Source organism: Vibrio intestinalis (genome assembly GCF_025195085.2).
In the GTDB taxonomy this organism is placed as follows: Bacteria; Pseudomonadota; Gammaproteobacteria; order Enterobacterales; family Vibrionaceae; genus Vibrio; species Vibrio intestinalis.
The window spans coordinates 271,526-285,786 of sequence record NZ_JANAVY020000003.1; the positions used below are offsets into that span (position 1 = coordinate 271,526).

Genomic DNA, 14,261 nt, shown 5'->3' on the forward strand with positions numbered 1-14,261 from the left:
TGAGTATCCGTTGTCTCTTTGTCTGGCTACCACATTAAGCCGATAAATTAACCGATTTATTGCGCATTAAAAAAGGGAGCGCGAGGCTCCCTTTATATCATGCTTTTAGCGTTACACACTAATCTGAGAATTATTCAGCAGCAGGTTTTTCGTCTGCAGCTTCAGTTTTCTCTACCGCTTCTTTCATGCTTAGACGAACACGGCCTTGGCGGTCGATTTCAAGAACTTTAACTTGAACTTCTTGGCCTTCTGCTAGGTAGTCAGATACTTTCTCTACACGCTTATCAGCGATTTGAGAGATGTGTACTAGACCATCTTTACCAGGCAGGATAGTAACGAATGCACCGAAGTCAGCTAGACGAGCAACTTTACCTGTGTAGATACGGCCCACTTCAACTTCTGCAGTGATCTCTTCGATACGACGGATAGCTTCTTTCGCTGCTGCACCTTCAGTTGCAGCAATCTTGATTGTGCCGTCGTCTTCGATTTCGATAGTTGTACCAGTCTCTTCAGTTAGAGCACGGATAACTGCACCACCTTTACCGATAACGTCTTTGATCTTCTCTGCGCTGATCTTCATTGTGTGAATGCGAGGAGCGAATTGAGAGATATCTTCACGAGCACCAGAGATAGCTTCATCCATTACAGATAGGATGTGCTTACGTGCACCTTGCGCTTGGTTAAGAGCAATTTGCATGATCTCTTTAGTGATACCTTCGATCTTAATGTCCATTTGAAGTGCAGTGATACCAGTGTTAGTACCTGCTACTTTAAAGTCCATGTCACCTAAGTGGTCTTCGTCACCAAGGATGTCAGAAAGAACAACGAAGTCGTCGCCTTCTTTAACAAGACCCATTGCGATACCCGCAACAGAAGACTTAATTGGAACACCAGCATCCATAAGTGCTAGAGATGTACCACATACAGAAGCCATTGAAGAAGAACCGTTAGATTCAGTGATTTCCGATACAACACGTACTGTGTATGGGAATTCATCAACAGAAGGCATTACTGCAGCGATACCACGCTTAGCTAGCTTACCGTGGCCGATTTCACGACGCTTAGGAGAACCTACAAAACCAGTTTCGCCAACACAGTATGGAGGGAAGTTGTAGTGTAGTAGGAAGTGATCTTTACGCTCACCTGTTAGTTCGTCGATGATTTGAGCGTCACGTTGTGTGCCAAGAGTAGCAGTAACGATTGCCTGAGTTTCACCACGAGTGAATAGTGAAGAACCGTGAGTACGTGGAAGAACACCAGTACGAACGTCTAGCGCACGAACCATATCTTTTTCACGGCCATCGATACGTGGGTTGCCCGCGATGATGCTGCGACGTACAACTGTCTTCTCTAGATCGTGGAAGATAGTGTGAACTTCTTTTAGGTTTAGCTCTTCATCTTCTGCTAGAAGTGCTTCGTTAACTTCAGCTGCAATCTCGTGGATGCGGTCGTAACGAGCCATCTTTTCAGTGATTTTGTAAGCATCAACTAACTTAGCTTCCGCTAGCTCAGCGATCTTAGTAACAAGCGTTGTGTTTTCAGCAGGAGCAACCCAATCCCATGCTGGAGTAGCAACTTCAGCAGCGAATTCGTTGATTGCGTTGATAACAACTTGCTGTTGGTCGTGACCAAATACAACTGCTGATAGCATCTCTTCTTCAGTTAGGTTGTCAGCTTCTGATTCAACCATAAGAACAGCGCCTTCAGTACCTGAAACAACAAGGTCAAGCTTAGAAGTCTCTAGCTCAGTGTTGCTTGGGTTAAGTACTAATTGACCGTCGATGTGACCAACACGTGCTGCACCGATAGGACCGTTGAACGGGATACCAGAGATAGCTAGTGCTGCAGAAGTACCGATCATTGTAACCATGTCTGGTTGAACGTCAGGGTTAACAGACATTACTGTCGCGATAACTTGTACTTCGTTTTTGAATGCGTCTGGGAAAAGTGGACGGATTGGGCGGTCGATTAGACGAGCCGTTAGTGTCTCACCTTCAGATGGACGACCTTCACGCTTGAAGAAGCCACCAGGAATCTTACCAGCAGCGTAAGTACGCTCTTGGTAGTTTACTGTTAGCGGGAAGAAGTCTTGACCTTCTACTGCTTCTTTTTTGCCAACTACAGAAACGAATACAGATGTATCGTCCATAGTTACCATAACAGCAGCCGTAGCTTGACGTGCAATAACGCCAGTTTCTAGAGTAACCGTGTGGTTACCGTACTGGAACGTTTTAACAACTGGTTTTTCGAACATGAAAATTCCTTGTTGGATTTTGAGTGAATCCACCACTACCAATCGCGACTAGTGAAAGCAGGCTACCTCACCTCCCATTGCGCCTTGTCAAAAGAAAGACCAATAAAAAGCTAACCAACTTTTAATAGCCGCGACCATTTGGTCGACTTACGTGACTGTAGTTAGTGGACAAAAATGCCGCTATTCCGAAACCTATCGCAAGGTTACGAAAATAGCGGCACGATTATAGACTAGTTCGAGGGTTAAATCCCGTAGAATTTGTTGAAGCTGGTCAACGCAAGAGGGACCGCAAAGGGCGAATATCTGAAAGCGAAACAATGACCATCATTATTGCTTTTCATATGTCGCATCAACGTGACTTTAAGAATTTTTATCTTAGTATCAATTTAAAGCACACCACTCTGCCCTTAGGCGTCCTCTAGAATTTCACAGTCAGGGAACGCATCGCGGAATTTTTGCGGAGCCCTTATCGACTCATAGCCCTGCTCTGCGTCATAGCCCCAGCGGTACAGAGGCTCTGCCGCACGACGCAAGTCGAGCTTCTTCAGTTTTTTTAGCTTGAACAGCACCTTGGGAAACTCAGTAAAATGGTTAAAGGAGAGATCCAGCTCCTCCAACTCAGTTAGCTCAGCCAATTTCGGCGGCAACTTTTCCAAATGATTGAAGTTCAAGTTGAGCTTCTTCACCTGCAAGTAGCGTTCAAAATTAGCAGGCAGCGCATTCAAGTAGGAGTTGTGCAAATCAAGCTCAGTGATCCGCGTCTGTTCAGGCAGCGCTTCCGGTAACCTAGTCTTCGGATTACCTAGCTCATAGCTGTTCTGCATGTAAATGTCAGGGGAGCGATGGCAGTTGATCAAATACTCCTCATCGGCACCTTCCAGCATCAACTCAAAGCCACAAGCTCTGTTCCAGTTGAGGCACTCACCTTCCACGAACGAGCGGGTAATGGCTTGGCGGCGCTCACACTCCTCTTTCTGAGTCAGCAACCACAACAGACCCTCGCCATAGCGGTCAAAGTAGGCTTTGGAGAAATCGATACACAGAGGACGTCCCCAACGTTTAGTCAAGCCCTTGAGCTTCTTAAACATCGGCCCTTCACCGGTTGGGTGGCCCTCCCAGTTCAGACCTCGCAGATCCGACTCGAACAAGATGCGATCTTTTACCGCCAACTGGAACAGGTCGTCCCCCTTACCAGCCAGCAATTGCTGTATCGATTTACGCAGTGCTTTATCGCTGGTGGTTTTCAGAATCAGGAACAGCGGCATCCACATCACTTCAGTGACGCCCCCTTGAGCTAACATCTCCACCGCCACTTGATGGGAGGCTTCATCTGGGGAATTCAGCATCGTCATCACGGTATCAACCATACCGCTGTCTATGGCTTGCTCCTGCTGCAAAAACTGCGGCGCCGCCTGCTCAAACCACTGGCTTAGGGCAGTATCGTCGATCAGCAGATGCTGCTGCAGATCCAGTTGCTCGGTCTGCTTCGGATTGGCGCCAACCAACACGTGGGTCACACTGTCGTTCAACTTCTTGCTGATGCTAAAGCCCAGCTCCTCAGCCTTGGCCTTGAGCTCTGTGACCTTAAACCCACTCTTACCACACACAAACAGCACGGTATCACTACCAAGTGTGCGGCAAGTTAACGCCTGCTCGGCGTTAGCCCTCAGCCAGGCGTGGGCGTGTTTCTTAAATGGAGAGTACTTCGCCTCAAGAAAGGTCAAATGGAAGCGGCCCTCCATCTGAGGCAGCTCTCTTGGTTTTGGCGCATGATACAGCTGTTGCCAGTAGGTTTGACGCTGCTCAAGAGTTAGCGGGGCATTGAGCAGAATCTTCCGCTGCTTGTTGAGGGCTTCACTGCGGGCCACTTGATCGTAGATGCCAAACTCCACCTCAATCTCTGGAGGCATGCGCATTAAGAAGTCGGTGCGATCGCCGTTTTGTGCAGTCAGGTCGAGAGCCAAACGTTTTAGCGACGGTGCGGTCAGCAGTTGATCCAATGCCGGCAATGTGGTGCATGGACCATGATGACTAAACTGCTCGATTCGAATCTCGGTGACGCCGGTCATGGCACTCAGATCCCCAAGCTGCTCGGTAGGTCCATTGCTCACTCGAAGCCGTGTAATGCCGGGATGCTGACGCAGCGTTAACGGCAGCTCTGCGTCGGTAAAACCTTCCAGCTGCAAGTAATCCAATTTAGTTAGGGCGCTAAGCACCTTGGCCTCGCCCAACTCTCCCGAGTCACGCAGCTCCAATTGAGTCAGCTGTGGTGAGTTTTTCAGGCCGTCCAGTTGCGTAAATGGCACACCGGTGGCAAACAGGTGATTCAAGTGCGGCAAATTAAGCTCACCAACCACTCCTTTGCCCTCTGAAAACAGGTAGATTGAAGTTAAGGATTGCAGCGGCGCCACCAGTTCCGTCAGGTTATAACTGGCGTTGTGAGGCAGGAAAATCAAACGCTCAGCGCTGCCCAGTTGGCAAAACAGATCGCTAGCAACCTCGGTGCCATTTAGCCCCACATTCAGATGCAGCTCCTTCACAGACTTAGCCCGAATCAAGCCTCCGGGAGCCACAATTAACTTATCGGCCTCCAGTCGCATCTCATCAAGTTCAGCGTTTCCAGCATCGATAATTCGCTCTATCTGCATCTGGCAATGGGGAGAGATCGAGATCTTCTTAATTGAGTCGGGCAGCAGCAATTGCTCTACCTGCATCGTATAAGACTCACCATTATAGTGACGACAATAGAGGTGAAGCTCCGTCAGTTCCTTGGCCCCAGAGAGGTTTAAGGCCAGTCGATCCACTTCATCGCCCCGCAGATGTAACGATTGGAGGCGGCTTCCTTCAGGCAGCTCCAGAACCAAAGATCCCTTCTCCACCTCAAGATAGAGCTCGGTGAGAGCCTGACAGTGTTTGAGATAACCCAATTGATGGGCTTGGGTAACCACCGCTCCCCGAATCGCCTTAAGGTTTTTAACCATCTCAGGCTTAACATCGGAAAGCTCCAGCGGATTGGTTTCGCAGTTGAGAATTTTGAGATTAGGAAACGCACTGAACATCTCGGCATCAATGGGGCGAAGAGGCTCCTGATAGCTACCGAAATAGAGCTCTTCAACATTAGGGAAAGCTCGACCGATCTTGTTCCAGTCAGGGGCAACTTCACTCACGCGGTAACGCAGATTGGTGATGTCTGGGTGGATCTGTTCCAACTGTTCCAGATCATAATCATACAAAGAAGCTTTTTTTGTCATCGAAAATTGTATCCTAGTTCATTAATCCTGAAGCACTTCGCACTCTGGGCAGGCTTCTAAAAATGCCTGCGGCACACGCAATTTGTGATAGTGCGAGCCATAATCCTCATCCAGTCCAGGACGAGTGGCACGGCGAAAGTCCAGCTTCTTCAGCCAAGGCATCTTCAATAACACCTTGGGAAATTCACGGAAGTGGTTAAAGGAGAGATCCAGCTCCTCAAGCTGGGTGAACTTAGTCATTGCGCTCGGCAGGGAGTCCAACATATTGTGGGCTAAGCTTAAGCTGGTGATCTCGGTAAATTGATCGGCACCTTTTGGCAGCGTACTCAATAGGCAGTTGCCCAGATCCAGACGACGAATAGTGCGCCCGCTGGCCAACTCCTTTGGAATCTCAATTTTCACTGCGCCCAGTAGGTTATCTCTATTGAGATAGAACATCGGATGCCAGTGCAAGTTAATCTGGGATTCCCTGTTCCAGAACTCCTGAATCTGATCCATACCCATGCCTCGACGCCAGTTAAGACAATCACCCTCAACCAGTGATTCCAGCATCGACAAACGCAGCTCAGCTGGGGTCTTTTGCAGCATCACGTAAATAAGGCCTTCGCCATAACGCCTAAAGAATAGCTGCGCAAACTCCATGCACAGCACATCGCCCCACTTTCTGCGCTGCTTCTTAAGCTTATCGACCATCACGCCCTGCCCCTTATGGTTGCCATAATCGTCGAGGCCGCGGCAGTTGTGAAACAGGATGCGATCGTTCACCGCCAGTTGGAAGGCTTCATCCCCCATGCCCGCCAGCAGATGTTTGATCTGCTTACGAAAGCCATTGTCGGCGGTAGTTTTCAAAATCAGGAACAGCGGCAGGCGCATCGCTTCGGTCACCCCGCCCTGTTCCAACATCTGTACGGCAACCTTGTGGGACGCTTCATCGGGAGAGGCCAACATCTCCAATACACTGGCCTCCATCGATTCGCCGCCCTGCTGCTGCAGAAACTTAGGCGCGTTGGCTTCGAAGCACTGCTGCAGCACCGAATCATCAATGATGGCGTGGCGCTCAAGATCGAAACTCTCGGTGTTCTTAGGTGCGCTGCCTAGCAAAATGTGAGTGACCTTATCATCCAATTTCTTGCTGAGGCTAAAGCCCACCTCCTCGGCTTTGGCTTTAAGCTCCGTTGCTTTAAAGCCACTGCGCCCAGAAACAAACAAAATACTGTCGGCGCCAAAAGGTCGCTGCTGCTGATTGTGCTGAGCCAACTGGCTTAGCCACGCTTTGTGCTGTGCCTTAAAGCGGTTGTACTTAGCCGCCATCATCGTCAAATGGAAATTAGCCGGCATCGATGGCAGCTCAGCGGGCTTATACACAGGAGCCAAGATATTCAGGTAGCCCAAAGACTCCTCATCATTTAAGTGAGAGCGCTTTAAGATCTGCCACTCCGCCGCCAATTTTTCACTGCTGATGTCCAGTTTCAACTCCGCATTTAAGTTGATCCAGGCGGGATCAAACTGCTTCAGTTCGATGTCTAGACGAAGCGATTTTAGAGCGGGAATGGTGACTAAGTCCTTCTGATCTGGCAATGATGCTTGCTGATGACGCCAAGGCTGAATCCACACGTCAGCAAGAGCCGTCATCTGGCTCATATCCCCCAGTCGAGGCAAGGTAACTGACAGTAAATTAAGACGCTCAATGGTGCTACTGCTCAGTACCGACGTCGGTAACTGCTCCAGTTCTCCCCCTCGCAGGGTCAAGCTGGTAAGCATCGGCAGTTCAGGCATCTGCGACACTTTGCCCTTTAGTAAAAAATTACAATCGTTCAGTTTCGGGCTGTGAGCCAACCAATCCAGTTGCTCGCCGTTTAAGCCACAAATCCACGCTCTGCTCAGCTCTGGCAGTATCAGCTCATTAGCTTTCTCTAGCGCCCCACTGACATTGCTGTAATTAAAATCCTCCACCATCATTCCATGAGGTAGCAGCAGTCCTGGGATCTGGGTCTGTTCGCACTTAAGTTCCAACTTAGTAGCTCGAGTTAGCTTGGAAAACAACGCCGGAGGCAAGGGCGGTGTCGGCTCAGTTAAGGTCAGAGTGAGTCGATTCAACTCCTTAAGTTCACCGAGAAGATCCTCCGCAAGCTCAGCGGAGCCCAAATTCAGAGTTAACTGGTTTAGGCTTTGGTTGGCACCCAAGATAGAGCCGGGCAGTTTTCCGACACAATGGGCATCTAAGGTGAACTCTTGCAGTGAGCTTGGCAAACACAGCTGATTCACAGAAAGAGCCGTCGGGCCATCATCATAGTAATCCAGTTGCCCCAGAACTACGGAGGTCAGTTGGCTGTTCTCAAGATCACAACTGAGCGCACTCACCTGAGACTCCAGCCCCACCTTAAGTACCTTCAAAGAGGATTGGTCACTGATGGCAACCTTAACGCTGGACTGGTAGAGGCGCACTGTCAGATCGGTTAATTTAGGCAGGCTTGAGAGCAGCACCAGATCCTCATCTCGGCATTGGCTCAGTTTCAGTTTTTCCAAATTGGCCAGGTGCTCCGGATTGACGTTCTCCAAGTTCACCGACAGCTTATCGCGACTTCGAGTCGGCATTTCCAGTTCAGACAAGTTGGGGAACTGCTGGAAAAACTCCGCATTGATCTCTTTGCGACCACCCACGCGGCCAAGATCCTCAAAGGTCAGCTTACGAAGTCGAGGGAAGGCTCGGCTGAGCTGCTGCCAGCTCTCCATCGGCTCATCACTGTCATACAACAAATGCTCGACATCAAGGTGTACCGATTCCAACAGGGAGTCGTGATTGTAATCTTCCAGTTCCACACTCAGCATGGAGCCTCCTTACGGTTCTGTTCTGGTTGGGGACGCGACAAAGGCACGGCAACAAGGGTGACCAACGAGAATCACCTCTAAAATTCGATTAGGTTCAACTTCAAAAAGCTGGATGGCTGCAGAAATTGATTCGCTCAGTCGAGCATGGTGGATAGGTTTCCAGATGGGTACTGCGAGGTTTCGTCTTTGTACGGTTACTGCGCGTACCGGGCTTTACGTTAAATCACCATACATAGGTTTCAACGAAATGCTCCTAAAACTCTTACTATTAAACTCGAACGTGGATTGACCACCCGAGCATTATATGGATAATTCACGTTAAATCATATAGTTAATCTGGATTACGCTATAAACACCACCAATCTGTCACGAATCCTAGTCAAACTGATGCTCAATGAGCCCTTTTACGGCCATTATCTGAGTAGTTTTCATAAGGCTACCCTAGAGCAAGGTGACGAAGGAACCGCTCCTCTTGAGATAAAACTCAAAGAAAACAGTAACATTCAGTTCATATGCCACTTTGCACCTTGGGGCGCATTGAGCGAATCTCAACAACTGGGGGCACTAAAACATGAAGCCCTGCACTTAGTATTAGGGCATCCCTTCGGCCGCCACCAATACGCAGACTCAGCCCGTTTTGATCTGGCGGCTGATCTGGTGGTGAATCAATATCTCAACCCTGACCAATTGGCCCCAAATGCCCCAAATCTCGAACTGGTAAACCAGTGGCTGACGGGACTAGGCCATCCAGAGTTAGAGCCCCATCGCGAACTGGGCTACTACTACCAAAGACTGCCCCAAAACAACCAATTCACGGGCAGTCAAGGCTTTGATGGCGCAGGACTAGGGCACCAAAGCTGGAACGCACTAGGCCAGCTCGATGAAGCCCATCGCTCTCTGGTGAGTCAGCAGCTAGACAGTAAGCTGGAGGAAAGCGCTCAACGCACCGAGCAGGTAAACGCCAGAGCGCGAGGCCTTTTGCCCGCCAGCGTACTGGAAGCGCTTGCCCAGGCTATTGCTCGTCGTCGCCCTACAGTTAACTGGCGACGCCTACTAAAGCTGTTCGCCTCTAGCGCTCGGCGCACCTCAGTAAAAAATACCCTACGACGACCTTCGAAACGCTACGGTACCACTCCCGGAACCCGCATTCAGCCTCATCAACACATTCTGGTCGCCATAGATACTTCTGCAAGTGTCGATGACCAACAGCTCAAGCGTTTTTTTGAGGAGCTACACCATATCTGGCGTGTCGGCGCCGAACTCACCATCGTTGAATGCGATACCGAGATCAAAAGTCAATACCGTTACCGAGGCGAACCACCAAAAGCGATCAGTGGACGCGGAGGCACTTGCTTTGACGCCCCCATTGAAATGGCCAATCGACTGCGGGTTGATGCCACCATCTACTTCACCGATGGTGAAGCGCCGCCGCCGGAGATTTCGGCGCGGGCGCCTATTCTGTGGTTGATTCACAACGACAGAACTTCGATAAAAAACACACCTCTTCGCCAATGCGGTCGGGTGATCCCCATGGCCGATACCAATACCAGCACCGAAACCAGCACGAGACATTCATGACACACAGCCACAACTACAGCTACTACGGTTTAACCTGCCAAGCGCCGGAAGTACGCAGCTTCATCGAACATCTGCTACCTAAATCAGGTCAACGCAGCGTTCCTGTCTGCATCTGGGGCCGTCACGGCATAGGTAAAACCCAGATGGTGGAGCAAATCGCCAAAGAGAGAGAAATGCAGTGGCGCACCATTGCTCCAGCTCAGTTTGAGGAAATGGGGGATCTGTTGGGGATGCCTCAGGTAACCCAAAATGAACAGGGAGAAAACGTAACTCAATTTGCCGCTCCCCACTGGGTTCCGACCGAACCCGGCCCAGGTATCCTACTGATTGATGATGTTAACCGCGCCGACGAGCGCATCCTTCGAGGCATCATGCAGCTGCTGCAAAACCATGAGCTCATCAGCTGGGCGCTGCCTGAAGGCTGGCAAATTGTGCTTACCGCAAACCCAGATGGTGGCGACTATTCAGTCACACCAATGGACGACGCCATGCTGACCCGCATGATGCACATCACCATGGAGTTTGATGCGAGAGCGTGGGCATTGTGGGCAGAAGGTGCCAACATCGACCCTAGAGGCATCGACTTTGTGTTGACCTACCCTGAGCTGGTCAGCGGCGAGCGCACCACCCCTCGCTCTCTGGTACAGTTCTTCCAAGCCATTGCAGCAATTGAGGATCTCAAGTTGCAGCTGCCACTAGTGAACATTCTGGCTCGCTCCTGTTTGGATGAGACCACCTGCGCCGCCTTCATCGCCTTTGTGGAGCAGAACCTGAGTAAGCTGGTTTCGCCTCAGGCTATGGTGGATGCCAAATCCTTCGATAAGGAGATCGCTCCACAAATTGAGCGCATCGCCGGCGGTGCCGCACCACGAATCGACATTCTGGCCACCCTGTGTACCCGCCTCCACCACTACCTGAAAGTCAGTGGCGTTAAACTCAAACCGGCTCAAATTGGTAATATACAGGCGTTTCTTAAGCTGGGCTTCCTACCAAACGATCTGCGTCTTGGACTGATGCAGGATCTAATGAACAGCGGTAATGCTTCGGTGAAAGGGGTATTAGCAGATGCGGAACTGGCTAAGCTGTTCCTAAGTAACTCTTAACCTTATTACCCCTTCCCCAAAGAAAAAATGCCAGTTCGCTAAGCGAACTGGCATTTTTGTTTGAAGCGATTGATCACTTACTCTTTCAGCAAGGATATAACAAATAGAACTGTCAAATCATAAGTTTCAGATACAAAAAAGGGGCATATAGCCCCTTTTAAACAAACTGTTCTATGCAGCCGCTGATTAGCGACGTAGGCCTAGACGCTTGATTAGGTCTTGGTAACGCTCTAGGTTCTTACCTTTAAGGTAATCTAGAAGCTTACGACGACGAGAAACCATACGTAGAAGACCACGACGGCTGTGGTGATCGCCTTTGTGTGCTTTGAAGTGACCTTGTAGGTGGTTGATAGAAGCTGTAAGTAGAGCTACTTGAACTTCTGGTGAACCAGTGTCGCCTTCGCCTTGTGCGTATTCTGCAACGATTGCTGCTTTAGTTTCTGCATTCAGAGACATAATTCTCTCCTAATAAGAGTAGGTTTAAAGTTGTAGCAGCCGATCTCTGATTCAGCCGCTACGCGAAGCGCGGATTATATGAGATGTATAACGCTTAAGCAAGCTGTTTCCAGTTCGACGATTTCTGGTACACTTAGCAACAATGCAAACTACCCCAAATAGTTGAAGTGACCACTCATTAAATTTATGAAAGTGCGCCTCAACGCTCTGGGGATAGACCTATCTGATATATACAGGACTCACTATGAAAATCGGCATCATTGGTGCAATGGAACAAGAAGTTTCCATCCTTAAACAAGCTATCGAAAACTGCCACGAAGAGAAAAAAGCAGGTTGTACTTTCTTCTCTGGTCAACTAAATGGTGTTGACGTTGTTCTGCTTCAATCAGGTATTGGTAAAGTGGCGGCTGCAGTCGGCACAACAATCTTACTGAACGAATACCAACCTGATGTGGTCATTAACACAGGTTCTGCGGGCGGTTTTGATTCAAGCCTAAACCTTGGTGATGTGGTTATCTCTACCGAAGTTCGTCACCACGATGCAGACGTAACCGCATTTGGTTACGAAATGGGTCAAATGGCTCAGCAACCAGCCGCTTTCATGGCTGACGCCAACCTAATGGATGTGGCAGAAAAAGCCCTATCGCAAATGGAAGATAAACACGCGGTACGCGGCCTTATCTGTACTGGCGATGCGTTTGTTTGTACTGCTGAACGCCAAGCGTTTATTCGTAAGCACTTCCCATCTGTTATTGCAGTAGAAATGGAAGCATCGGCGATTGCACAAACATGTCACCAGTTCCAAGTACCATTTGTTGTGGTACGCGCAATTTCTGACGTAGCGGACAAAGAAGCGAGCATGAGCTTTGATGAGTTCCTACCTCTTGCAGCGAAGAGCTCATCAGAAATGGTGTTCAAGATGGTTGAACTGTTGAAGGCATAATTGCTCACGCTCATGGACGAACTATTTCATCAGTTTTATGCAAACGGCGCGCTCCTCGCACTTTGGGGCGCGCTACTTTGCCAAGCGATTCTGCCCTTCCCTCGCGAAGCCCATCCGGCCATCTTATGGCATAAATTTGCAGAGCTATTAGCAAGCAAAGTAAATAACAATAACAGTTATTCTCAGAGCCTGCTTTCTGGTTCGTTAGCTTGGTTGCTCATGCTAGCGCCTATGCTCGCAGTGCTAATCGCATTAAAAACACTCGTTTGGCAGCCGGTATTATTCGAGCTCGCATTTCTTATTCTCGCTTTAGATTGGCGAAATACTGAAAAATTTGCCAATCAATTTGGTCAACTGCTTGCCAAAGAAGATAAACAAGCGGCCAAGCAACTGATTAATCCGCTTATTAACCGCTCAACGGAAACCCTCTCTTTGATGGGGCTAGGCAAAGCAGCAACAGAAACCGTGATCATGAGTTACAGCCGTAACGTCATTGGTGTGCTGTTTTGGTATGCCATTGGCGGTGGTATTGGCGCCTTTATGTATCGAATGACGATAGAGCTTGCTCGCGCTTGGTCACCTTCGCGTCAAAGGTTCAGCCCATTTGGTATTCCAGCGATTCGCGCTTTAGCCGTACTTGATTTCATTCCGTTGCGACTGTTTGCCCTAATGCTGCTAATTGGTCAACGCAGCAACGCAACCATGCAGTTGCTAAAACAACAGGCCGCATCATGGCCTTTACCCGGCCCTTCTTGGGTTCTGGTTACTGTCGGCAGTAAACTGGAGCTATCCCTATGCGGCCCTGCCATTTATGACGGCAAAAAAAGCGTGCGTGCAAAGTTAGGCGGACGCATTGCTCCATCCGCCATTCACTTAGATCAAACCCGTAAATTATTACTTAGCCGCATTTGGGTTTGGCTCGCGCTACAAAGCCTTATCATGGGCTTCATCTATCAAGGATTGTAATGTTCCGTTTTTCTCTTCTGCTACTCAGCAGTTTGATTTCTTTTACTTCATTGGCGCAATCGTTTGAGCGAGTCATCAGCCTCGCACCCTCCGCCACTGAACTGGCCTTTGCCGCTGGGCTTGGTGATAAACTGATTGCGGTCAGCGATCGCAGTGACTACCCACCAGTCGCGAATCAATTGGAAAAAATCGCCAACTACAAAGGCATCAATGTTGAGCGTATCATCGCTTTGCAACCCGATTTAATCATTGCTTGGCCATCGGGTAACCCTCCACGAGAATTAGAAAAATTACGTCAATTCGGTTTTAATATGTATGAAACCAACACCCATTCACTAGAAGATATAGCCCGCAATATCGAAGATCTAAGTCAGTTCGCCGATGACCCAAGCCAAGGCCAACAAGCAGCAACCCAATTTCGCCAACAGCTATTAGCACTCAAGCAGCGTTACCACACAGATAACAAAGTCAGCTACTTCTATCAGTTAAGTGAAAAACCAATCATTACCGTCGCTCAGGGGAAATGGCCTAGCGAAGTATTCAGCTTTTGTGGTGGTGAAAACATCTTTGAAAAAGCCGCGGCCCCTTACCCTCAAGTAGGACAAGAGCAGGTGCTACTGGCAAACCCAGAAGTGATATTTACTTCTCGCCACGCGATTGAAAACAACACCATGTGGCAACCATGGCATGAGCAATTACAAGCGCTACAAAATGAGCACGTCTGGACGTTAACCTCTGACTGGTTGAACCGCCCAACACCGCGAACGGTGCGCGCCATTGAGCAAGTTTGTGAGCACTTCGAAAATGTGAGAAAAAACCGTTAACGGAACTCGATTTTATTCCGTACTATGCCTCGCCGAGCAAACGTTACCTGCTCGGTG

9 protein-coding genes and 1 pseudogene are annotated in these 14,261 nt (G+C 49.2%); 6 read left to right on the top strand and 4 right to left on the bottom strand.

Features of this window, described 5'->3' with window-relative positions; all coding sequences use genetic code 11:
- Positions 1-130: 130 nt before the first annotated feature.
- A complete protein-coding gene (gene pnp / locus MU515_RS07630; RefSeq protein ID WP_260259830.1) occupies positions 131-2,254 on the bottom strand; it encodes a polyribonucleotide nucleotidyltransferase in 2,124 nt (707 codons plus the stop codon).
- Positions 2,255-2,514: 260 nt separating this feature from the next.
- Between pnp and MU515_RS07635 the strand changes: the two are divergent.
- A pseudogene (locus tag MU515_RS07635) lies at positions 2,515-2,649 on the top strand (IS982 family transposase); the annotation flags it as partial.
- A gap of 12 nt (positions 2,650-2,661) precedes the next feature.
- Here the strand turns inward: MU515_RS07635 and MU515_RS07640 are convergent.
- Together MU515_RS07640 and MU515_RS07645 are read right to left on the bottom strand one after the other, a co-directional pair.
- Positions 2,662-5,505, bottom strand: coding sequence for a BRCT domain-containing protein (locus MU515_RS07640; RefSeq protein ID WP_260259831.1), 2,844 nt, complete (start codon positions 5,503-5,505; stop codon positions 2,662-2,664).
- Positions 5,506-5,526: 21 nt separating this feature from the next.
- Positions 5,527-8,334, bottom strand: coding sequence for a leucine-rich repeat domain-containing protein (locus MU515_RS07645; RefSeq protein ID WP_260259832.1), 2,808 nt, complete (start codon positions 8,332-8,334; stop codon positions 5,527-5,529).
- A 387-nt stretch (positions 8,335-8,721) separates the two neighbouring features.
- Here MU515_RS07645 and MU515_RS07650 point away from each other — a divergent pair, with 387 nt between their 5' ends.
- Positions 8,722-9,912 carry a vWA domain-containing protein gene (locus MU515_RS07650; protein ID WP_260259833.1) on the top strand — a complete coding sequence of 397 codons (1,191 nt, stop codon included), beginning with the start codon at positions 8,722-8,724 and terminating at the stop codon, positions 9,910-9,912.
- Complete coding sequence (locus MU515_RS07655; RefSeq protein ID WP_260259834.1) at positions 9,909-11,015, top strand: ATP-binding protein; 1,107 nt, start codon at positions 9,909-9,911, stop codon at positions 11,013-11,015. Before MU515_RS07650 ends, MU515_RS07655 begins: the two co-directional genes overlap by 4 nt.
- A 186-nt stretch (positions 11,016-11,201) precedes the next feature.
- Here MU515_RS07655 and rpsO read toward each other — a convergent pair whose 3' ends face one another.
- Positions 11,202-11,471, bottom strand: coding sequence for a 30S ribosomal protein S15 (gene rpsO, locus MU515_RS07660; RefSeq protein WP_070972367.1), 270 nt, complete (start codon positions 11,469-11,471; stop codon positions 11,202-11,204).
- Between the two features lie 244 nt (positions 11,472-11,715).
- Between rpsO and mtnN the strand changes: the two genes are divergently transcribed.
- From mtnN to btuF, 3 genes are read left to right on the top strand one after another with little or no spacing between them, the layout of a single operon-like run.
- Positions 11,716-12,414, top strand: coding sequence for a 5'-methylthioadenosine/S-adenosylhomocysteine nucleosidase (gene mtnN / locus MU515_RS07665; protein ID WP_260259835.1), 699 nt, complete (start codon positions 11,716-11,718; stop codon positions 12,412-12,414).
- Between the two features lie 12 nt (positions 12,415-12,426).
- On the top strand, positions 12,427-13,380 hold the full coding sequence (locus MU515_RS07670) for a cobalamin biosynthesis family protein (protein ID WP_260259836.1): 954 nt from the start codon (positions 12,427-12,429) through the stop codon (positions 13,378-13,380).
- Positions 13,380-14,204, top strand: a complete 825-nt coding sequence (gene btuF, locus MU515_RS07675) for a vitamin B12 ABC transporter substrate-binding protein BtuF (protein WP_260259837.1) — start codon at positions 13,380-13,382, stop codon at positions 14,202-14,204. Before MU515_RS07670 ends, btuF begins: the two co-directional genes overlap by 1 nt.
- Positions 14,205-14,261: the final 57 nt, after the last annotated feature.